The 21,310-nt window shown below is 63.4% G+C and carries 21 protein-coding genes; 10 read left to right on the top strand and 11 right to left on the bottom strand.

The genetic code is table 11. The features are described 5' to 3' along the window. Positions 1–493: amino acid--tRNA ligase-related protein (locus tag EOA23_RS06990; RefSeq protein WP_348628551.1), on the top strand; the 493-nt coding region annotated here is incomplete at its 5' end. Positions 494–726: 233 nt separating this feature from the next. Here the strand turns inward: EOA23_RS06990 and EOA23_RS06985 are convergent. Then, the gene (locus tag EOA23_RS06985) at positions 727–1,917 is read right to left on the bottom strand and encodes a hypothetical protein (protein WP_042640069.1); all 1,191 of its coding nucleotides are present in this window, start codon (positions 1,915–1,917) and stop codon (positions 727–729) included. A gap of 412 nt (positions 1,918–2,329) precedes the next feature. On the opposite strand from EOA23_RS06985, the gene parC reads away from it, so the two are divergent. Continuing rightward, positions 2,330–4,585, top strand: coding sequence for a DNA topoisomerase IV subunit A (gene parC / locus EOA23_RS06980; RefSeq protein WP_127303356.1), 2,256 nt, complete (start codon positions 2,330–2,332; stop codon positions 4,583–4,585). A 289-nt stretch (positions 4,586–4,874) separates the two neighbouring features. Further along, positions 4,875–6,074, top strand: a complete 1,200-nt coding sequence (locus EOA23_RS06975; protein WP_127303355.1) for an AI-2E family transporter — start codon at positions 4,875–4,877, stop codon at positions 6,072–6,074. On the opposite strand, the gene EOA23_RS06970 is transcribed toward EOA23_RS06975, so the two are convergent. The 4 genes from EOA23_RS06970 to EOA23_RS06955 all read right to left on the bottom strand — a co-directional run bounded on the left by EOA23_RS06970 (position 6,062) and on the right by EOA23_RS06955 (position 9,252). Further along, on the bottom strand, positions 6,062–6,958 hold the full coding sequence (locus EOA23_RS06970) for a DMT family transporter (RefSeq protein WP_127303354.1): 897 nt from the start codon (positions 6,956–6,958) through the stop codon (positions 6,062–6,064). The genes EOA23_RS06975 and EOA23_RS06970 overlap by 13 nt on opposite strands. 126 nt (positions 6,959–7,084) lie before the next feature. Further along, positions 7,085–7,849, bottom strand: coding sequence for an arginyltransferase (locus tag EOA23_RS06965; RefSeq protein ID WP_042640082.1), 765 nt, complete (start codon positions 7,847–7,849; stop codon positions 7,085–7,087). A 148-nt stretch (positions 7,850–7,997) separates the two neighbouring features. Continuing rightward, positions 7,998–8,468, bottom strand: a complete 471-nt coding sequence (locus tag EOA23_RS06960; protein ID WP_073989170.1) for an RDD family protein — start codon at positions 8,466–8,468, stop codon at positions 7,998–8,000. Positions 8,469–8,574: 106 nt separating this feature from the next. Further along, positions 8,575–9,252, bottom strand: a complete 678-nt coding sequence (locus EOA23_RS06955) for an isoprenylcysteine carboxylmethyltransferase family protein (RefSeq protein WP_127303353.1) — start codon at positions 9,250–9,252, stop codon at positions 8,575–8,577. Between the two features lie 191 nt (positions 9,253–9,443). On the opposite strand from EOA23_RS06955, the gene sthA reads away from it, so the two are divergent. Then, positions 9,444–10,832 carry a Si-specific NAD(P)(+) transhydrogenase gene (gene sthA, locus EOA23_RS06950; protein ID WP_127303352.1) on the top strand — a complete coding sequence of 463 codons (1,389 nt, stop codon included), beginning with the start codon at positions 9,444–9,446 and terminating at the stop codon, positions 10,830–10,832. Positions 10,833–10,897: 65 nt separating this feature from the next. On the opposite strand, the gene EOA23_RS06945 is transcribed toward sthA, so the two are convergent. Continuing rightward, the gene (locus tag EOA23_RS06945; protein ID WP_245474042.1) at positions 10,898–11,557 is read right to left on the bottom strand and encodes an alpha/beta hydrolase; all 660 of its coding nucleotides are present in this window, start codon (positions 11,555–11,557) and stop codon (positions 10,898–10,900) included. A 204-nt stretch (positions 11,558–11,761) separates the two neighbouring features. On the opposite strand from EOA23_RS06945, the gene opgC reads away from it, so the two are divergent. After that, positions 11,762–12,958: an OpgC domain-containing protein gene (opgC, locus tag EOA23_RS06940; RefSeq protein ID WP_126061156.1), complete on the top strand. Its 1,197-nt coding sequence runs from the start codon at positions 11,762–11,764 to the stop codon at positions 12,956–12,958. A 62-nt stretch (positions 12,959–13,020) separates the two neighbouring features. On the opposite strand, the gene EOA23_RS06935 is transcribed toward opgC, so the two are convergent. Beyond that, positions 13,021–14,100 (bottom strand): LacI family DNA-binding transcriptional regulator, encoded by a 1,080-nt coding sequence (locus EOA23_RS06935; RefSeq protein ID WP_127303350.1) that lies wholly within the window; start codon positions 14,098–14,100, stop codon positions 13,021–13,023. Between the two features lie 175 nt (positions 14,101–14,275). On the opposite strand from EOA23_RS06935, the gene EOA23_RS35610 reads away from it, so the two are divergent. Both EOA23_RS35610 and EOA23_RS35605 read left to right on the top strand, forming a co-directional pair. Further along, positions 14,276–14,419, top strand: coding sequence for a hypothetical protein (locus tag EOA23_RS35610; RefSeq protein ID WP_189341528.1), 144 nt, complete (start codon positions 14,276–14,278; stop codon positions 14,417–14,419). A gap of 58 nt (positions 14,420–14,477) precedes the next feature. Continuing rightward, a complete protein-coding gene (locus EOA23_RS35605; RefSeq protein WP_189341527.1) occupies positions 14,478–14,615 on the top strand; it encodes a hypothetical protein in 138 nt (45 codons plus the stop codon). A gap of 15 nt (positions 14,616–14,630) precedes the next feature. Here the strand turns inward: EOA23_RS35605 and EOA23_RS06930 are convergent, their stop codons facing one another. Further along, the gene (locus tag EOA23_RS06930; protein ID WP_127303349.1) at positions 14,631–15,005 is read right to left on the bottom strand and encodes a DUF423 domain-containing protein; all 375 of its coding nucleotides are present in this window, start codon (positions 15,003–15,005) and stop codon (positions 14,631–14,633) included. A gap of 35 nt (positions 15,006–15,040) precedes the next feature. Beyond that, positions 15,041–16,288, bottom strand: coding sequence for an MFS transporter (locus tag EOA23_RS06925; protein ID WP_127303348.1), 1,248 nt, complete (start codon positions 16,286–16,288; stop codon positions 15,041–15,043). A 115-nt stretch (positions 16,289–16,403) separates the two neighbouring features. Here EOA23_RS06925 and EOA23_RS06920 point away from each other — a divergent pair, with 115 nt between their 5' ends. After that, positions 16,404–17,069 (top strand): GntR family transcriptional regulator, encoded by a 666-nt coding sequence (locus EOA23_RS06920; RefSeq protein WP_127303359.1) that lies wholly within the window; start codon positions 16,404–16,406, stop codon positions 17,067–17,069. A gap of 115 nt (positions 17,070–17,184) precedes the next feature. Continuing rightward, positions 17,185–18,156, top strand: a complete 972-nt coding sequence (locus tag EOA23_RS06915; protein ID WP_127303347.1) for a glycosyl transferase family 90 — start codon at positions 17,185–17,187, stop codon at positions 18,154–18,156. Between the two features lie 5 nt (positions 18,157–18,161). On the opposite strand, the gene EOA23_RS06910 is transcribed toward EOA23_RS06915, so the two are convergent. Next, positions 18,162–19,205: an aldo/keto reductase gene (locus tag EOA23_RS06910; RefSeq protein WP_127303346.1), complete on the bottom strand. Its 1,044-nt coding sequence runs from the start codon at positions 19,203–19,205 to the stop codon at positions 18,162–18,164. 267 nt (positions 19,206–19,472) lie between these two features. Between EOA23_RS06910 and ppk2 the strand changes: the two genes are divergently transcribed. Then, positions 19,473–20,393, top strand: coding sequence for a polyphosphate kinase 2 (gene ppk2, locus EOA23_RS06905; RefSeq protein ID WP_042640102.1), 921 nt, complete (start codon positions 19,473–19,475; stop codon positions 20,391–20,393). Between the two features lie 206 nt (positions 20,394–20,599). Here the strand turns inward: ppk2 and EOA23_RS06900 are convergent, their stop codons facing one another. After that, complete coding sequence (locus tag EOA23_RS06900) at positions 20,600–21,244, bottom strand: dihydrofolate reductase family protein (protein WP_127303345.1); 645 nt, start codon at positions 21,242–21,244, stop codon at positions 20,600–20,602. Positions 21,245–21,310: the final 66 nt, after the last annotated feature.

Here is a 21,310-nt window from a genome sequence, read left to right as displayed (position 1 = left end):
GTGCTGGATCGTGGACTTCCCGTTCTTCGAATGGAACGAGGACGAGAAGAAGATCGATTTCGCGCACAACCCGTTCTCCATGCCGCAGGGCGGCATTGACGCGCTGAACGGCCAGGAGCCGCTCGGCATCAAGGCGTTCCAGTACGACATGGTCTGCAACGGCTTCGAGATCGCGTCGGGCGGCATCCGCAACCATCTGCCGGAAACCATGGTCAAGGCTTTCGAGATGGTCGGTCTCGACCGCGCGACTGTTGAAGAGCGCTTCGGCGGCCTCTATCGCGCCTTCCAGTATGGCGCGCCGCCGCATGGCGGCATGGCGGCCGGTGTCGACCGCATCGTCATGCTGCTCGTGGGGGCCAAGAACCTGCGCGAGATCACCATGTTCCCGATGAACCAGCAGGCTTACGACCTCCTGATGAACGCGCCGTCCGAAGCGACCCCGCAACAGCTGCGCGAGCTGTCGCTGCGGGTGGCGGTTACGAAGAAGGACTGACGGCAGCGCGGCAACTGCTCTTTCTCCCCGTCACTCTACGGGGAGAAATGTCCGGCAGGACAATGAGGGGCAGCGCGGGTGCTGGCGATTTGCGAGCGATCATAGCAGCTGAGGCCTCCTGAGGGGCGATCGGTCCAGCACCGTTTTCATATTTGCGAGCGTCGGCGCTGCCCCTCATCCGCCTGCCGGCACCTTCTCCCCGTATAGGGACGGGGAGAAGGCAGCCAGTTCGATCAGTCCTGGTTCGCTTTTACCTTGACGCCGAGCGTCTTGGGCAGGTCGAGCGGGTTGGACATGGCGCCGGCCATGATCAGCGCGAACGGCACCGACGACGGCGGCTCGGCCGAGATTTCCAGGCTCTTCGGATCGTCGAGGAAGGTGTTGACCGCCGACGAGACTTCCGCCGTCAGCTCGGGGTTGTTGAGCTGCGCCATGCCGAACGGCACGATCGCCTTGGCCTGGTTGGCGACGTCCTTGGCCGACATGCCCTGCTGCTTGCCGACATAGTCGAGCACCTTGCCGGTGAGCGAATCGTCCTCGAAGCGCACCGATGCGCCGTTGAAGGAAAGCTGCTGCATCAGGCCGAGCATGGCCATGCCCTGCGCGGAATTGTCGGCGCCTTCCGGCTGCGAAGCGAGCTGCTTCTGCATCGCCTGCATCGACTTGATGAAATCGACCGTGTAGCCGCCGAGGTTGAAGGTCATGCCGAGCGTGCCGGCATTCTCGACCGAGATGTCATATTTCGACAGCTCCATCTTGCCGTCGCTCGGCTGCCATGTGCCGGCCATGGCAATATTGCCCGAGATGTTCTGGTAGCCGAGTGCCTCGATCGCCTCTTTCGACTTGGGATCGTCGATCAGCGAGAGATCCGCGGTGAATTTCTCGGTGTTGGCGGTGAAGTCCATCGCCTTGCCGTCGGCCGGCGGGGTGATCTGGACCGCAAGCCCGTCCATCGCGAAGGCCGTCTTGTCCCCGACCTTGACCGTCATGTTGGAGAGCTCCGCCGACTTGTACATCATCAGCGAGCCGAGCGGATCGGTGCTGCCTTCGGCAGGGACCTTCATGTCGTGGATGACCACCGGGCTAAGGTCGAGCGTCACGCCGTCCTTGCTGTGTTCGAAGGGCGAGGTCGAGACGGTGGCGATCGCATAGCCGCCATTGGCCTCGGTCACACCTTCCAGCTTCACGTCCCCGATCGGCAGCGCTTCCTTCTCGGCCGCCGGCTTGATGGAGACGCCCTGCAGCACGGCGTTGGAATCGTCGCCCGAGACCCCGGTCCAGGAAATCTCGACGCCTTGGGCGGCAAGGGCTGCCTTGATGCGCTCGGCCACCGCCGGATCGGCGGCGAAGGCTGCATTGAGAGGCAGCGTCAGCAGAAAGGTCGAAAAAGCCAGTTTCTTGAGCGTTGAGCGTTGGATTGTCATGGCGAGTTCCCTGTCCTGATTTGGCTATGAAAATTGTTTTGAAACCTGCTCCATTCACCATTCCGTGACGAACGGGACGGGAAGAAGGCATTTTCCGGCACATTTGTCGAAAATGGCGACGAAAAGCAAACGCCGGCGGGCAGCCATTGCGCGATGCGGTGAATTTGTCATGAAGATCGCGGCTTTCCTCCGCCAGCGTGTTGCATGCCAGATAGAGGCCGCGTGTAACCAGTTGATGTTGGCCGGCGTCATGGTGCCGCCGCGGCCTGTTGCAGATCGGTGGCAAATTGCAGCCGCCTCCCGGGCGCTTCCGTGAAGCCCTTCACATCGCCGGTTTGTTCGTAGCCGCGACCAAAGCGCCGATGTTCACGCGGCGCTTGCCGCGAATCACCCGCTCGGCTAGTCCAAATCCATGGGAAAGAGGCTTTTGCCGCCCGATGACAATGGCGGCGGCGACAAAATCGAACCGGTCGATCTGAAGGAAGCGCTCGAGCGGCGCTATCTCGCTTACGCGCTGTCGACCATCATGCACCGGGCACTGCCGGATGTGCGCGACGGACTGAAACCTGTCCATCGCCGCATCATGCATGCCATGCGGCTGCTCAGGCTTAACCCCGATCAGGGTTTTGCCAAATGCGCCCGCATCGTCGGCGACGTGATGGGCAAGTTCCATCCGCATGGCGACCAGTCGATCTACGACGCGCTGGTGCGCCTGGCGCAGGATTTCTCGATGCGCTACCCGCTGGTCGACGGGCAGGGCAATTTCGGCAACATCGACGGCGATAACGCCGCCGCCATGCGCTACACCGAAGCGCGCATGACGGAGGTGGCGAGCGAGCTGCTTGCCGGCATCAATGAAGACGCGGTCGATTTCCGCCCGACCTACAATGAAGAGGACGAGGAGCCGTCCGTCCTGCCGGGCGCCTTCCCGAACCTGCTCGCCAACGGCTCCTCGGGCATTGCCGTCGGCATGGCGACCTCGATCCCGCCGCACAACGCCGCCGAACTCTGCGACGCCGCTCTCCATCTGATCGAACATCCGGAAGCGCCGGTGGCGAAGCTGATGGATTTCGTCCAGGGGCCGGATTTCCCGACCGGCGGCATCATCGTCGACAGCCGAGCCTCGATCCTCGAAGCCTATGAGACGGGCCGCGGCGGTTTTCGCGTGCGCTCGAAATGGGGCCAGGAGGACCAGGGCAGGGGCACCTGGAGCATCGTCGTCGCCGAGATCCCTTACGGCGTGCAGAAGGCCAGGCTGATCGAGAAGATCGCCGAGCTCTTGATGGCGCGCAAGCTGCCGCTGCTCGAAGACATCCGCGACGAGAGCGCCGAGGACATCCGCATCGTGCTGGTGCCGAAGAGCCGCACCGTGGATCCCGGCCTCCTGATGGAATCGCTGTTCAAGCTCACCGAGCTCGAAAGCCGCTTCCCGCTCAACATGAACGTCCTGTCGCGCGGCAAGGTGCCGAACGTGCTCTCGCTGAAGGGCGTGCTGAAGGAATGGCTCGACCACCGTCGCGACGTTCTCGTCCGCCGCTCGAAATATCGTCTCGGCGAGATCGAGAAGCGGCTGGAAATCCTCGCCGGCTACCTGATCGCCTATCTGAACATCGACGAGGTGATCAGGATCATCCGTGAGGAGGATGAGCCCAAGCAGGTGATGATGGCCCGCTGGTCGCTCACCGACAACCAGGCCGAAGCCATCCTCAACATGCGCCTACGCGCCTTGCGCAAGCTGGAAGAGATCGAGATCCGCAAGGAGTTCGACGGGCTCACCGCGGAGAAGAAGCAGATCGAGGCGCTGCTCGCGTCCGACGCCAAGCAATGGGCGACGATCAAGTGGGAGGTTACCCAGCTTCGCGACAAGTTCGGCCCCGAGACCGAGCTCGGCAAGCGCCGCACCCAGTTCGCCGACGCGCCGGAACACGATCTCACCGACATCGCACATGCGATGATCGAACGCGAGCCGGTCACGGTCGTCGTCTCGGAAAAGGGCTGGCTGCGCGCCATGAAGGGCCACCTGACCGATTACTCGCAGCTCGCCTTCAAGGAAGGCGATAGCCTGAAGCTTGCCTTCCATGCCCAGACCACGGACAAGATCCTGGTCTTCACCACCGGCGGCAAGTTCTACACCATCGGCGCCGACCGGCTGCCGGGCGGGCGCGGTCATGGCGAGCCGATCCGCATTATCGTCGACATGGAGAACGACCAGGACATCGTCACCGCTTTTGTCCACGATCCGAAGCGCAAGCTGCTGCTGGTGTCCTACGACGCCAATGGTTTCGTCGTTTCGGAGGAAGAGGTCGTCGCCAACACCCGCAAGGGGAAGCAGGTCATGAACGTCAAGGCGCCGGACGAGGCCAAGCGCTGCATTCCGGTGGCGGGCGACCACCTCGCCATTGTCGGCGAGAACCGCAAGATGCTGGTCTTCCCGCTCTCCGAGATCCCGGAAATGGCCCGCGGCAAGGGCGTGCGCCTGCAGAAATACAAGGACGGCGGCGTGCTGGACCTGAAGACCTTCACGCTGGAGACCGGGCTCTCCTGGCAGGATTCGGCCGACCGCACCTTCACCAAGTCGCGCGAGGAACTCGCCGAGTGGATCGGCGCCCGCGCCGCCGCCGGCCGTATGGTGCCGAAGGGCTTCCCGAGGACGGGGAAATTCGGGTAGCGATGCCTTTTCCTTCTCCCCTTGTGGGAGAAGGTGGACGAGCAAAGCTCGGCCGGATGAGGGGTGTTGGAAGGATCGCGACCTATCCGACGTAAGCACTTAAATTCCTTGGATGTTTAGGCGCCTCACTCCGCTGGAACACCCCTCATCCGTCTCGGCGCTGCGCGCCGAGCCACCTTCTCCCACAAGGGGAGAAGGAAAAGGCACTATTTGGACTATCGTCACGATTGCTGCACTATGATGGTGCATAGGCATATATCGAAACCACAGGGCAGGGAGAAACGCCGGATTGAAGCGGGCCGAGATCCAGAAGCCGGGGCAGCGCCTGTTCGGCCTGTCGACGCCGCTCAGGGCTGCCGTCATCCCGCCGCTGTCGGCTGCGCGCTGGCTTCTGGTCCTGATTGTCGCCGCCGGCGTATATTTCTTCCATGGCTTCCTGTTTCCGGTGCTGGCGGCGCTGGTCATCGCCTTCGCCAGCTGGCCGCTCTACCGCCGCCTGCTCGTCGCGGTCGGCGGCAACCGCACCGTCGGCGCGACCTTGGCCATCCTCTTCATCCTCACCTTCCTGGTGGTGCCGATCGCGCTGGCCGGCACCTATGCCATCAACGAGCTGCGCGAATGGGTCACCTGGGCGATCGAGACCAATCGGCACGGCGCGGTGACACCGGGCTGGATCGCCACCATGCCGGTCATCGGCGAGTGGCTGAACGGGCAGTGGACGGCCTATCTTGGCCATCCCGGCGGCATCGGCGAACTGATCCAGGCGGTCAGCGGCTCCAACATCGGAAATATCTATCGCGGAGCTTTGGCTGCTGGCGGCAGTGCCTTCAGCCTGCTGCTGACGCTTCTGTTCATGATGATCGCGCTGTTCTTCGCCTATCGCGACGGCGAGTCTTTCGCGGCCCAGGTCGATCGCTTGGGCGAGCGCATCCTGCCGACGCGCTGGGAGCGCATCTCGCGCGTCGTGCCGGCGACCATCTCCTCGACCGTGACGGGCATGACCATCATCGCCATCGGCGAAGGCCTTGTGCTGGGCATCGCCTACTGGCTCGCCGGCGTGCCGTCGCCGGTCACGCTCGGCGCGCTCACCGGCATTATGGCGCTGATCCCGGGCGGCGCGCCGCTCTCCTTCACCCTGGTCTCGATCTACCTCGCGGCCAGCGGCAAGCTGTTCGCCGGCCTTGCGCTGTTCACGTGGGGCGCGGTCGAGCTCTTCATCGTCGACAAGACGCTGCGGCCCAAGCTGGTGGGCGGCCCGATCAAGCTGCCTTTCCTGCCGACCTTTTTCGGTCTGATCGGCGGCGTCAAGACGATGGGCTTCCTCGGCCTGTTCATCGGCCCAGTGCTGATGGCCCTGCTCGTCGCCATCTGGCGCGAATGGCTGCGCGAGGTGGAATTGATGGACGAGATTCCCCCGGTCGCCGATCACACCGGCGCGCCGTCCCAGATCGAGGCGGCGGCCGAGCCGAGGAAGATTCAGGCCGGGTGAACCACCGCAAGCGCCGCCCGCCTCTTGCGGCCCTCATGCAATTGCCACAGCGAATGCGCCACCAGCGTCACGATCAGGATCGTGCCGCCGATCAGGCTGTTGCGCGTGGGAGCCTCGGCGAAGATCAGCCAGACCCAGATCGGCGCCAGCACGGTCTCCAGAAGATAGAACATCGCCACCTCCGGCCCCGAAATGTATTTCGGCCCATTGGCCAGGCAGAAGAACGAGATCGGCATGATCACGGCGCCGTTGAAGATGATCCACCACGGCGCGTTGACGTGAAAACCTTCGCCCGAAACCATGAAGGCGGCGAGCGCCAGCGGCAGGATGACGCCGACCAGCCCGGTGAAGCCCATGTCCTCGCCGCTGGCGCGCGAGATGGTGATGGCGAGCGCAACGAAGAAGGCCGAGCAAAGCGCCATGAAATCGCCGAACAGATGCCCGGTTCCGACCGAGCCGCCGACGATGATCAGCACGCCGAGGATCATCGCCAGCATGGCGGTTATGGTCGCAATCCGTGGTCTTTCCTTGAGGAAGAGCCACGACAGCAGCGCCGCGAAAACGGTGTTGAAGGCCAGGATGAAGACAAGGTCGGCGGTCGATGTATGATAGACGGCCGTGACGAAGCTTATGCCGGTCAAACCGTAGCAGACAGCAACGGCGAGCCCCGACCAGCCCGGGATGAGCTTCGGCGCGTTCCTGTCCAGCGACCTCCAGATCGCCCACATCACCAGCCCCGCCAGCAAGGTGGTGCCGGTGCGCAGCAGCATGATCGTCCAGGGTGCGCCGTCGGCGAGCCGGATCAGCGGTATGTCGACGGTCAGTGTGAGGCCACCGATGGCGGTGATCAGGAGACCTTTTTGGTGGTCGGTATGAGTGGACACGCGGGCAATCTCGCAAAGCAGTCTTGAAGAGGCGCACAGGGGCCATGTCGCGGTCGTTCCAGCCCGACGGCCGAAAGACCAGCGTCCTCCTCCTTGAAACAGTCTAAGGGTGAAGCGTAGGGCGGCTCAGCGACTGACCGCTTCGTGGTCGTAGCGTTCCCAGCCTTTCGGGCCGAGATGCTCCTGCGGCATGAAGCGCATCTTATAGTTCATCTTGCGCGAGCCGTTGACCCAGTAGCCGAGATAGACGTGGGGCAGGCCCATCGCCTTGGCGCGGGCGATGTGGTCGAGGATCATGAAGGTGCCGAGCGAGCGGTCCTCGAGGTCGGGATTGAAGTAGGAATAGACCATCGACAAGCCGTCCGCCATCTTGTCGGTCAGCGCCACGGCGATCAGTTCGCCCTGGCCTTTGCCGGTTATGAAGGTATCGGGGCCACGACGCCGGTATTCGATGATCTTGGTGTCGACATGCGTGTCTTCCACCATCATCGCATAGTCGAGCACGGTCATGTCCGACATGCCGCCGCGGCGATGGCGGGCGTCGAGATAGCTGCGGAAGAGCGAGTATTGCTCGGTCGAGGGCTGCGCGTCATGCATGGCGCCGACGAGATCGGCATTGTGCTGGATGACGCGGCGCATGTTGCGGCTGGGATCGAATTCCTGCGCCAGGATGCGCACCGACACGCAGGCGCGGCAGGACTCGCAAGCCGGACGGTAGGCGATGTTCTGCGAGCGCCGGAAGCCGCCTTGCGTCAACAGGTCGTTCATCTCCGGCGCCTTGTCGCCGACAAGGTGCGTGAACACCTTGCGCTCGAACTGTCCCTCCAGATAGGGACATGGGGACGGCGCGGTCAGGAAGAACTGCGGCGACTGGGTCGGATGCTGCGTCATCTAATCTTGGAAACGCTCCTGCGAATCGCCCTACCTTTGGCCCGGCCGGCGAAAAATTCAACAGGATTGTGCGGCCGCGGCGGCCCAAGCCTGTTCATATTTGGGCGCAGGCGGCTTGGTCGTTCGATTGATGCGGCTGTCGACACCGTCAGATGTCGGTGCGGGTGACCACGGTGCCGAGCAAAAGGTCGTGCAGCGTGCGCTTGCGGTCGGAAAACAGCGTGACCAGCAGCACCAGCGGCGTCAGGATGACGTTGCCTGCCCAGAACAGAACGGAATGCACCACCGCCGTCATGCCGTCTATGCGGCTGCCGTCGAGCTTCTCCAGGCGGATGCCCATGATCTTCATGCCAGTCGTCGCCTGGTCACGGCTGCCCAGCGTGTTCCAGATGTAGAGGATGGCGACCATCGGCACCAGCACCGAAAACAGCGCCCAGCCAAGGCCGAAGGTCAAAAGCCCGAGAATGGCCACCAGTATGGCAAAGGGAATGGTCAGCAGCGCGACGAAGAAATAGTCGAGCAGGAAGGCAAAGATGCGCCTTGTCCGCACCCCGCGATAGGCGCGGGTGTCCTCGAACCTGGTCGTAATGATCTCACCATCCAAAACGCGTGCGTTCATGTCCGTTCCTCGATCGCCGCATCCGCATAAGGATGCCTGCCGCGTTCTCAAATGGTGAGAGTGGCCCGGAATTCAAGGAACGTGCCCGCGGGCGGGCGGCGTGATCTCAGAAAATGCCGGGACAGAGCCTGTAGCGAACCCGCCCGAGATAGTCGCGATATTCCTCCGTCAGCGCCAGGATGCGTTCCTCGCGCAGGATGCGATGGACCTGGAATAGGGTGATGATCGCGTAGACGGTGAAATTGTAGAGCGAGAAGCTCGACAGCAGGAACAGGATGTGCCCCGCCAGGTAGCCCGCATAGATCGGATGCCGCACGTAGCGGTAGGCCCCGCCGGTGACGACGCCGCGATTGGCGGGCAGGATGGCGAAGGAGCGGCCGAGCGACATTTTCCCCCAGATCACCAGCCACAGGGCCAGGAACTGCAGTGGCGCCGCGATAAACAACGGAATGATGGCGGCGCCCTCCTGAAGCGAGACGAAGCCCGAGCCGAAACCTGCCGTCAGCGAAATGAATACCGTGAAAGGACTCCAGTCGCGGACAATCGGCCGCCGCGCCAGAAGCAGCCAGATGAAGGTAAGCGTCTCGGAGATCGTCAGCAGCAGGACGTTGAGGCGGCCCGGATCGACGATGACGTTGTTCACGCCGCGATAGACGAAGATCGCGGCGACGAGCAGCGCGATGAAACGAAACAGGCCTTCACGCAGATCCAGGAAGACCGGGTGGGCCTGTAGGTCAGACAGGAAACCAGTCGCTGTGCCAGGCAAGGTATCGCTTTTGGACATGAAAACTCAGCCACCCCGTAGTTCCCTCGCTTATCACCATTGCACGCAAGCGTTGCCGTCGGGTTAAGTTCACGGCTCATATGGCCGCTTCTTCCAGATTTTTCCGCGGTAGGCAGGCGCGATAGGCAGTTGAATATGACGCCGCCGCCGGATTAGCTTGTTGCGGCGCACAAGATGCGGGGAAGGGGTTCATGGATTACGACATGCTGGTCATCGGCAGCGGCCCTTCGGGACGCCGCGCCGCCGTGCAATCGGCCAAGCTGGGCAAGTCGGTCCTGGTAGTCGATCGGGGCAGGCGTCTGGGTGGCGTCTCGGTGCATACCGGCACCATTCCGTCGAAGACGTTGCGCGAGACCGTGCTCAATCTCTCGGGCTGGCGCGAACGCGGCTTCTACGGCCGCGGCTACCGGGTGAAGCAGGACATTTCGATCGGCGATCTGGTCGAACGGCTGCACAAGACCCTCGACCACGAGGTCGAGGTGTTGCAGCACCAGTTCATGCGCAACACCGTGAAGAGCGCGCGCGCCGCGGTTAAATTCCTCACGCCGAACAAGGCTAGCCTGACCGCCGACAATGGCGATTACAGCGAGGTTGGCTTTGCCAACGCGCTGATTGCCGTCGGCACCCGGCCGCACCGGCCGGCCGACGTGCCCTTCGACGGGAAGCGGATATTCGACAGCGACGAGATGCTGGAACTCCACCACCTGCCACGCACGCTGACGGTGATCGGCGCCGGCGTCATCGGCGTCGAATATGCCACCATCTTTTCGGCGCTCGACGTGCCGGTGACCTTGGTCGAGCCGCGCAACTCCATCCTGGATTTCATCGACCGCGAGATCGTCGACGACTTCATCCACCAGATGCGCGACCGCGGCATGACCATCCGGCTCGGCAGTCCGGTCAAGGAGATCGCCTCCAAACCCGACTATGCCGAGGTGACGCTCGCCGATGGCCGCACAATCCGCTCCGAGATGGTGCTCCACGCCGCCGGCCGCACCGGCAACATCGCCAGCCTCGGCCTCGACGCGGTCGGCATCGAGGCCGACGCCCGAGGCCGAGTCAAGGTCCATCCGCAGACCTTCCAGACCAGCGTGCCGAACATCTACGCGGCCGGCGACGTCATCGGCTTCCCGAGCCTTGCCTCGACCTCGATGGAGCAGGGCCGGGTGGCGGCATGCCACGCCTTCGGCGTCAATCTGCCGCCGCCGCCGGAGAGCTTTCCCTATGGCATCTACGCTGTGCCGGAGATCTCGACGGTGGGCTTGTCGGAAGAGCAGGTGCGCGAGAGCGGCGATGCTTATGAGGTTGGTTTGGCGCGGTTTCGCGAGACATCGCGCGGCCATATCATGGGCGTCTCAAGCGGTTTCCTGAAGCTGTTGTTCTCTGTCAAGACGCGCCGCCTCCTTGGCGCCCACATCGTCGGCGAGGGCGCCACCGAGCTCATTCATATCGGCCAGGCGGTGATCAATCTCGGTGGCACGGTCGATTTCTTCGTCAACAACACCTTCAACTATCCGACGCTGGCGGAAGCCTACAAGATCGCGGGCCTGGATGCCTGGAACCGGATGGGACGGGGGTAGAATTCCTAAGCCGCCACGTCCCGAGCCAGCCCTCTAACGCAGCATTGCTCGGAGGGCGGGCGCGGTCAGGCCGCCGGCATGGGACCTGCCAGCCACTGGCGCGCGATCGCGGCGTCGGCGTCGCCGAATTCATGGCCCGAGGCAACGATGCGCGCGTCGACCTCGGCGCGGCGTTCGCTGAACAGCGTCACAAGAGCCGGGGCGAACGGGCCGTAGGTCTGGTCGGCGGCGCCGGCGATGATCAAGACACGCGTTCCGCCGAGATCGGTCATCGGCGAAGTGTCGAGCACCGGCATCGCTCGCAGAAGCGCCGCCTGCCGGATCAGGCCGGGATGGAGCAGCATCAGGCTGGAGACGACGTTGGCGCCGTTCGAATAACCAAGGAAGGTCGTGCGCCGCAGGTCGAGGTCATGGCGCACCGATGCTTCCACGGCGAATTCGGCATAGGCGGCGGTCTCGTCGCGGATGCTGGTCTGTTCGAAACTTGTCGGCGTGATTCGCTCGAACCAGCGGAAGCCGTCGTCCTGAGGGATGCGCCCACGCGCGGCAACCAGCGTCGCGTCAGGTGCAATCTTCCGTGCAAGCGGGATGAGTGTCGTTTCTTCCACACCCGATCCGTGCAGCACAAAAAGGCATTTGCCGGTCGACCTTGCCGGCGTCACCACGCGGTAGCGAAAGCCTAGATCGCCGTACAGGATACTGTTTTCGTCACTATATTCGGACACGCTCACATCCATTTGATTCCATGAGAGATTCATTGATTTGCCGGCTTCAAAACGGAATATTTTCGCGCTCCGCGAAAGTTGATTGAACCAGGCGCATTTCAGTCCGTTTCAGCGCCGATACCCCTCCCGCGGGAGGAATCGAAGCGGTGCGCCCCGGGGGTCGCATTGCTGGCTATGAACAACCAGCTTTGAGGCCTTTTGTCGATGACCACCCCTGTTTCCAACGAACGCGACAAGCGTATCGGAGAGCGTGACACACGTATCGACGTGCTGCGCGCGCTCGCGCTGCTCACCATTTTCGTCGACCACGTGCCGGGCACGGTCTTCGAGAATTGGACCTACAAGAATTTCGGCTTTTCCGACGCAGCCGAAGCCTTCGTGCTGATCTCCGGCATCTCGGTGGCGCTGGCCTACGGCACGAAGTTCAAGCCGGGCGGCCGTTTGCTCGCGACCCTGAAGATGTGGCGGCGCGCTGGCGTGCTCTACATCGCCCACATCGTCATCACGATGGTGGTGATCGCGCTGTTTTGCGCCGCCGCGCTTTTCGCGCACCGGCCGGAAATGCTGACCATGATCAACATTGAGCCCTTGATGAAGAACACGCCGCAGGTGCTGCTCGGCATCGTCACGCTTGGCCACCAGCTCGGCTACAACAACATCCTGCCGGTCTATGCGGCGCTGCTTCTGGCGGCGCCGGCTTTCGTGCTGTTCGTCAGCTATCGGCCGGTGATGGCGCTGATCGTGTCAGGCCTGCTCTGGCTCGTCGCCGGCATCTGGCAGATCGCGCCGCCAAACTACCCGGAGCCTGGCCTCTGGTTCCTCAACCCGCTGTCCTGGCAGTTCCTCTTCAACATCGGCCTTGCCGCCATGCTGCATGTGAAGCGGGGCGGGCGAATCCCGATCAATCCGTGGCTGCTTGGCGCCGCGGGCATCTACGTGGTCGGTGCGGCGATCTGGGTGCACAGCCCGCTCTGGGGCCAGATCACCTGGTTCAATCTGCCGGTGGTGATCGGCGGCTTCGACAAGACCTTCCTGTCGCTGCCGCGGCTGTTGCACATTCTGTCGGTCAGCTACCTGATCGTCGCGTTGCCGGCTGTCTCCAACCTCTTCCGCGTCAGGCCCGACAATCCGCTGGCCATTCTGGGCAAGCGCTCGCTGCCGGTGTTCATCGCCGGCACGCTGCTTGCGATGGCGGCGCAGGTGCTGAAGCTGATCAACCCGGGCGGCCCGGCTTACGATACGCTGCTGATCGCGGCCGGCATCGCCATGCAGTTCGCGCTTGCGCTCTACCTTGAATGGCTTGCCGGTCTTGGGCCGTCCCGCGCCAAGGAAGCGCGCGGGGAGGCTCCGCACAGGCCGTTCGGCGCGCAGCCGGTGCCGGCAAGGGCGGGAGGATTCTGAAGCAATTTCAGGAGAAGTGCGGAGCGGTTTCCGCTCGCAATTGCGCAACGCCGCAAGAGCGCTCAGCCTTTGCGGGCCGGGCCGGTCGAGGCTCTGACGATCAGTTCGACACCCATCGTCTCGCGCCGCACCGCGCCGTCATGGTCGAGGATCATGCGCGCGGCGCGGCGGCCGATCTCGGTGATCGGCTGGGCGATCGTGGTCAGCGCGGGCGTGCACAGCGCGCCGTCCGGCACGCCGTCGAAACCGACGATGGAGACGTCGCCGGGGACGTCCAGGCCCCGCGCTTTCAGCCAGTCGATGGCGATCAGCGCCATGCGGTCCGACATCGCCAGGATGGCGGTCGGCGCCTCACCATCGGCGAAGATCGCCTCGAGGCCGGCCCTGGTGCTCTTTTCCTCATTCTCGGTCTCGTAGACCGGGATTTTCGTCGTATCGATGCCGAAGCGGGCAAGCTCCTCGAAATAGCCGGCAAGGCGGTCGCGTGTTCCGGTGTAGAGCGCGCCGCGCACGATGTCCGGCGTGGCGAAGCCGGTGCGGTTGTCTGCGAAGGCCAGCGACAGCACCGCGAACCGGCGATGGCCGAGCTCGGCCAGATGGCGTGCGGCCAGCCTTGCGCCCGCGACATTGTCGACGCCGATGGCCGAGACGGTCTCGTCCTGGAAGCCAAGCTCCAGCGCCACGAAGGGCAGCCTTCGCTCGCGCGTCAGGTCGACAAGGCGCGAGCCGCCTTCGATGCAGAACAGGATGAAGCCGTCGACAAGCGCGCTCTGGATATTCCAGGCAAGCTTCTCCTGGTTGGCGGCCGACACCAGCGCGATGCCCGCGCCGGTGGCGTCGCAGGCTTCCGAGATGCCGCCCATCATGACGCGGGCGAAAGGATCGTCGAAGAAGTAGGAGAGGGGCTCGGTGGTGGCGACGCCGATGGCATTGACCTTGCCTGCGCGCAGCAGCCGGCCTTTCGGGTCCGGTCCGGCGTAACCCATCTGCTCCGCTACCGCCTTGACCCGTTCGCGCACTTCGGCGCGCACGATCTCGGGCCGGCTGAAGACATTGGAGGCCGTACCATGCGAGACGCCGGCGGCCTTGGCGATGTCGGCCAGCCTGATCGGTCTTGCCTGGCCTTCGAGGAGTGATGCCATGTCGTTCCTCCGAATCCGGTCACGTCACGAACATGACCGCTGAATTGCTGCGGGTCATCTAACATTTTTGTTGGATCGATTCAAATTTCAGTTGACGGCTGGCAAATGAGGTCTATCATTTGAATCGATCCAAATTCCGCGCTCCATGGTGGAGCGAATTTCGACAGGAGGATGCATGCATCCGGTGAGCTATTTGTTCGAGGACATCTACCACAACGACTGGAGCATCGCTTCGGCCGCTGTCAGCGAGAAGCGGCGAGGCAGGTCGAGTCCCTGGCGCCGCAAGCCGCGCTTCCTCGTGGAGCGTAAACGCGGCTGAGTCGCAGCCATTTTTCGCACCCGTACATTGGATCGATTCAAACCCAAGGAGAAGCATCATGCATCCGATTGGTCATCTGTTTCAGGACATCTACCGCAACTATTGGGGCATCACGCCCGGGACCGAGCAGCCTGAGCGGACCCGCCGTGACGAACTGCCTGCGCGCGAGCGCAAGCGGCGAGCCGGCCGAAAATAGGCGCTGAGAAATAGCCTAATGCCGAGGGCGCCACAGCGCCGAGGCGGCGATCGCCGCCCAGCCGGCGATCAGCAGCGTGCCGCCGATCGGCGCCGACATCGGGAACAGCCGCGAGCCGAGAAAGTCGCGCGCGAGCAGGTCGCCGCAGAACAGCAGCAGGCCCGCGAGCAGGGCGAGGCTGGCGATCCTGAGGCAACGGTTGCCGCCGGCAAGGCCGATGGCAAGTAAAGCCTGCGCATGCATCAGGAGGAAATTGGCGGCAGTGCCGGTAAAGGCGCCGCCGCGATGCGCGGCGGCGGCCGACAACGCCACGCCCGCCGCGCCGACGAGGCCGGCTGCCAGCACGAGGACGCGGCTTCCGCTGTCTGATGCTTGCCCGGTGAGGCTCATCCTGGATGCTCCATGGCGGTTGGGCGGAAGGCCGATCAAGACTCGCCTGCCTCGATCAGCATATGCCGCGCCCGCCTCGATTGGACAATCCAGTTGTAGGCAGCACCCAGCGCCATCAGCACCGCTGTGCCCAGAAACACAGAGCGCATGCCGAAATGGCCACCGACAAAGCCGCCCGACAGCGGCCCCGCGACCTGGCCGACATATTGCGCCGAGATTGCCAGGCCAAGCACGTTGCCGCCGACCCCGTCGGGGATATTGTGCCGGATGACGCTAGTGATGCAGGGCAACAATCCGCCCAGCGCCAGGCCCATCAGGAAGCGCAGGCCGATCAATTGCCAGCCATTGGTGACGAAGGCTTGCGGAACAAGCAGCAAGGCCGAGACGGCAAGGGCGCCGACCACGACGTTCCAGTGGCCGACGCGGTCGGCGAGCTTGCCCAGCCAGGACGAGGACAGAATGGTGCCGAGCGCGGCCGCCGACATGACGACGCCGGCGACCATGGTCACCTTGCTCTGGTCCTCGACGAGCTGCTGCACGTAGACGGTGATGATCGGCTCGATCGACATGGTGGCGAAGGCGAGCAGCATGCCCGTTGCCAGCATGGCTACGATCGGCCGCTGGTCGGGGATCTGCGACCAGCCGCTTTTCGGCTTCGCCGCCGAGGCGGGCTTCGGCACCGGCGGATTCTCCTTGATCAGGAAAGTCGTCGCCAGAAACGCCAGGAAGATGACGGCGCCGGAAAGCAGGAAAGTCGCGCGGATACCGATCAGCGGCGGCAGCAGGCCACCCAGCAGCGGCCCGACCAGCGAGCCGGCGGTGATGCCCGCCGCCAGCACGCCCAGCGCCCAGCCCGAGCGCTCCTTCGGCGTCTGCATCGCCACCAGGATCGTCGAGCCCGAGGAATAGCCGCCGGCAAAGCCGATGAGCAGCCGCAGCAGCACCAATTGCCACACGCTCTGCACCATACCGGTAAGCGACATGCAGATCGCCATGCCGAACGAAGCGCGCACCAGCATCAGCTTGCGGCCGTAGCGGTCGCCCAGCCGGCCCCACAAGGGCGCCACCAGCGCGGCCGCGAAGAAGGTCGCGCCGTAAGCGATGCCCGACCACTGCACGATCGCCGCGTGGCCTTCGGCGCCGAGCTGCTCGACGTAGAGCGGCAGGAACGGAAGAAGCAGCGTCATGGCGATGAGCGTGCTGAACGAGCCAGCGAAGCAGACGGCGAGGTTGCGTCGCCAATGGATGTTGAAGCCGCTCTGTCCGGTTTCGTTGGGCGTCATGTCACGCTTGCCAATCCTGGGATTGTTATGGATACCAATTTGGGATACCAAACTGGTATTCGTCATGAACCTTGCCTTTGCCGCTGTCAATGCGGCTTTGAAGATCGGACCCACAATGTCGCAGATGCAGAATGTCGAAAGGCAGCTTCGCGAGATGATCCTCGGGCTGGAGATCGGCCCGGGCGAACGTTTGACCGAGCGTTGGATCGAGAGCCGGTTCGGCGCTTCGCGCACGCCGGTGCGGGCGGCGCTTCTGCGCCTGGAAACGGAAGGTCTGATCGGCCGCGACGGCCGCGGCTGGACTGTCGCGCCGATCAACCTCGCGGAGCTCGGACAGATCGCCGTCTACCGCGAGGCGGTCGAGGTCGCCGCGGTTCGCCTGACGGCGGTGCTAGAAGACCGTGGCGGCATCGAGTTGATTGCCGCGATGCTCGATTCCTGCGATGCCGAGACGCCGCGCGAGGAGTGGCATCGCGTCGGCCTGGATTTCCACATCGAGCTGGCAAGGCTTTCCGGCAACGAGTTTCTATTAAGGGCCGTGCGCGATGCGATGACGAGGCTGTCGCGGGCCCGTTGGCTGGAGGTGCGGGATGAAAAGGCGCTCGGCCGCGCCTGGGCCGAACACCACGCCATCCTCGCCGCCGTCAGGAGCGGCGACGCCGAGCAAGCGGCTCAGCTGCTTTCCGCTCACATCGCCGGCAGCCGCGATCGGCTGGTCACCTCGCTGCATGATGATCGGCGCGGTCTGCGCGCAAGAGGGTTCGCGGTCGTCGCAGCGTAAAGTCTCGTGTGGCCATTCGCATTAGCAGGCTTGCAACATGGCCGGGAGAATGCTGTAGGAGACGAGGGGGATGAAGGCTGACTACCATTGACCATCTTGCTGAACTCGCGGACGCATGGCCACACTCGCTCGAACCGCCGCAAAGCTGTTCTACTATGCGCGCAATTTCGCGCGTGACCGCGCACCGCAGTCCCTGTTCCGCGGCCGCCTGGCCAGCCGGCTCGACCAAGCCAGGCTTTCAGGCAAGACCGTTCGCGAGCGTCTGAACTACTACAACAAGCTGGAACAGCCGTTCGTGCCAAGTGCCGACGCCGTGGCCGTCGGCAAGCTGCCGTCCGCTTCCAGCATGTATTATTACGACCTCAAGGAATTCGCCCGCTATTTCGATCCTGGCCTGCTGATCGATTTCGAATATGGCGATGTCGTCGGCATTCCGGAGGTGCCGAGGATCGTCAAGGACCGGCCCATCGGCGACGACAACGCCAACGGCGTGCTGATGAAGCTGAACAAGTTCCGCCACTTCTACATGCCGCCCGACAAGCTGTCTTTCGCCGACAAGCGGCCGATGGTGGTCTGGCGGGGGCATCTCAACAATCCGCTTCGCACCCGCTTCGTGGAAAAGGCCGCTGACCTGCCGTTTTGCGACGCGGGTTCCCACAAGCCCGACGCGCCGGACGGATACCGCAAGCCGTTCCTGAACATCGAGCAGCAGCGGCAGTATCGCTATATCGTCTCGCTCGAAGGCAATGACGTCGCGACGAACCTGAAATGGATCATGAGCTCCAATTCGCTCTGCCTGATGCCGGAGCCGACCTACGAAACCTGGTTTGCGGAAGCCAAGGTGGAGCCCAATATCCATTACGTGCCGCTCGAGCCTGATTTCTCCGACCTTGTCGACAAGGTGGCCTATTTCGAAAAGCATCCCGCCGAGGCGGCGCGGATAACTGCTGCCGCCAACGCCTATTGCCGCCAATTCGGCAATGAGCAGGACGAGCAGGCGATCTCGCTGCTCGTCCTCTATAAATACTTCGTGCTGAGCGGGCAGATAAAGCCCGATCCGGAAGTCTGGCGCTTTATCGCCGACTGACTGTTTTAGGCATGCGAGCGGTCGAGCACCTTGTCGGCCGGCCCGAACCGGTCCCTGGCGGTGAACTGCTGGTGCCAGTAGGGATAAAGCACCGGCGGCCGGCTGACCGCGTCAAGGCGCTGGCGTTCTTCCTCGGAGAGCGACAGGCTGGCGGCGGCGAGGTTGTCCTTGAGCTGCGTCTCGTTGCGGGCGCCGATCACCAGCGAGCTTACGGCCGGACGGCCGAGCAGCCAGGCCAGCGCCACCTGCGCCCCTGAAATGCCGCGCGCCTTGCCGATGTCGGAGAGCACGTCGACGATGCGCCACAGCCGGTCCTCGTCGCGGATCGGCGGTTCCCTCCAGCCGCCGAGCTCGCGCGCGGTCGGGCTGTCGCGATGATATTTGCCGGATAGCAGGCCGCCCGCCAGCGGACTCCAGACCAGCACGCCGACGCCCTGGTCGGCCGAGATCGGCAGCAATTCATATTCGGCCTCGCGCGCTTCCAGCGTGTAATGGATCTGCTGGGTGACGAACCGGGCCTGATGGCGACTGTCGCTGACGGCAAGAGCCTTCATCACCTGCCAGCCCGACCAGTTGGAGCAGCCGATGTAACGGATCTTGCCCTGGTTGACCAAAGTGTCGAGCGCCGCGATCGTCTCCTCGACCGGGGTGAGCCCGTCCCACTGGTGAACGAAATAGACGTCGATGACGTCGGTCCTGAGCCGCTTCAGGCTCTTTTCGCATTCGCGGATCAGATGGTGGCGCGACAGGCCCTCGTCATTCGGACCTGTGCCGATGCGCATGCGCGCCTTGGACGCGATCAGCACGTCGTTCTTGCGCTTGCCGCCAAGCGCCTCGCCGATGATCTCCTCCGACAGGCCGTTCGAATAGACGTTTGCCGTGTCGATGAGGTTGATGCCGGCATCGATGCAGGTGTCGATGATGCGCCTGCCTTCCGAAAGATCGGAGTTGCCGACGGCGGCGAACGGGCCCGTGCCGCCGAAGGTCATGGTGCCGAGGGTCAATGTCGAAACCTTCAGGCCGGAACGGCCAAGGGTGCGGTATTCCATGTCGGGTCCTCGCGATTTTGTTTTGGAGAGGCGCCGTGGCGGGCGCGGGAAAGAGGCGATGGGTTTTGTAGGACAATTCCAGCCGCTTGTCGCCCCGCTATCGATACGGGCCGATCACATATCGTCTATCATGCCCGGCTGTGGTCGCCTTGCAATAAAACCGTCATTGCGCCTCTGTATCTCAGTCGGCTTACGGAGTGGCGTGTCCGGGGCGGAGCCGCGGCGCATTCCGAAGCGATGATGGCTGACAGGCGACGGAGCTGCGCGATGAATGAAGTAAAATCGAATTCCGGGGCGAAGGACTGGCTGGAAGCCGAGCTCGAGGACACGCTCGACGAAGACTATGAGCTGGAGATTTCCGAACCGGCGCTCTCGCTCGAGATCGCCAAGATCTACAAGAAGTCGCATCCGCCTTCCATCGAGCGGATGACCTACTTTCGCGAGCTGCTGAGGCTCCAGTCCGAACTGATCAAGCTGCAGTCCTGGGTCGCCTACCATAAGAAGAAGCTGGTGGTGATCTTCGAGGGCCGCGATTCCGCCGGCAAGGGGGGCGTCATCAAGCGCATCACGCAGCGGCTCAACCCCCGCATCGCCCGCGTGGTGGCATTGCCGGCGCCGACCGAACGCGAAAAGTCGCAATGGTATTTCCAGCGCTACGTGCCGCATCTCCCCGCGGGCGGCGAGATCGTGCTGTTCGACCGCTCCTGGTACAACCGCTCCGGCGTCGAGCGGGTGATGGGGTTTGCCAACGCGGATCAGGTCGAGGAGTTCTTCCGCGACGTGCCGGAATTCGAGCGCATGCTGGTCCGCTCCGGCATCACGCTGGTGAAATACTGGTTCTCGATCACCGACGAGGAACAGCAGATGCGCTTCCTGATGCGCATCCACGACCCGATGAAGCAGTGGAAGCTGTCGCCGATGGACCTGCAGTCGCGCGTGCGCTGGGAGCAGTACACCAAGGCCAAGGAAGAGACCTTCGCCCGCACCAACATCAAGGAAGCGCCCTGGTTCATCGTCGAGGGCAACGACAAGAAACGCGCGCGGCTGAACTGCATCGATCATCTGCTGCAGCAGGTGCCGTATGAGGAGGTTCCGCACGAGGAGATCACGCTGCCGGAGCGCGTCTTCAACCCCTCCTACGAGCGCCAGGTGCTGCCGCGCGAGCTTTACGTGCCGGAGAAGTATTGAGGCGCTTTCCTTCTCCCCGTTCCACGGGGAGAAGGTGCCCGAAGGGCGGATGAGGGGCAGCGACGGCTTCGGTGATTGACCTTCAATTCGCAGCGTGGGCCCAAAGACCATGGATAGCTTATCGCCAATTTCCGACCGGCAGCGCTGCCCCTCATTGCCCTGCCGGGCATTTCTCCCCGTATAGTGACGGGGAGAAAGAGCTGTAATTACACCCGCCCGATCATCACATGCGTCGCATCGGCGGTCGCCACCTGCCCGGTGCAACGGTATCCCAGCTTCAGCATGTCGAGTCCGGCGAACAAATGCTCGCCCGAGCCGAGCAGGAGCGGCGAGACTGCCAGATGCATCTCGTCGATGAGCTTCTCCTGCAGATACTGCCGGACGGTCGAGACGCCGCCGCCGACGCGCACATCCTTGCCGCCGGCGGCTGCCTTCGCCTGTTCGAGCGCTGAGTGGATGCCGTCGGTGACGAAATAGAACGTCGTCCCGCCTTCCATCTCGATCGGCGCGCGCTTGTGATGCGTCAAAATAAAGGTCGGCACGTGGTAGGGCGGGTTGGGACCCCACCAGCCTTTCCAGTTGTCGTCCTGCCACGGACCACGGCTCGGCGCGAACATGTTGCGGCCGAGGATCCAGGCGCCGACATTCTCGAAGCTGCGCACCGCAAAATCGTCATCCGTATCGGTCGTTCCGCCTTCCTTGCCGATCATCTGGTAAAACGAGCGGGTCTTGATCATCCACTTGTGCAGATCTTCGCCGCCCACGCCGAGCGGGTTCTCGAGGCTCTGATCGGGACCGGCGCCGTAACCGTCCAGCGACAGGGTGAAAGCGTTGACGCGCAGCCTGGACATCATAGGCCTCCTGATCCAGTTGTGATTTGCAATCGGTCAACTGATAGCTTGACCGATTGCGAATTG

The sequence above is a fragment of the Mesorhizobium sp. M2A.F.Ca.ET.042.01.1.1 genome (genome assembly GCF_003997405.1).
Lineage (GTDB): Bacteria > Pseudomonadota > Alphaproteobacteria > Rhizobiales > Rhizobiaceae > Mesorhizobium.
This window is presented reverse-complemented; position numbering and strand designations above follow the sequence as displayed.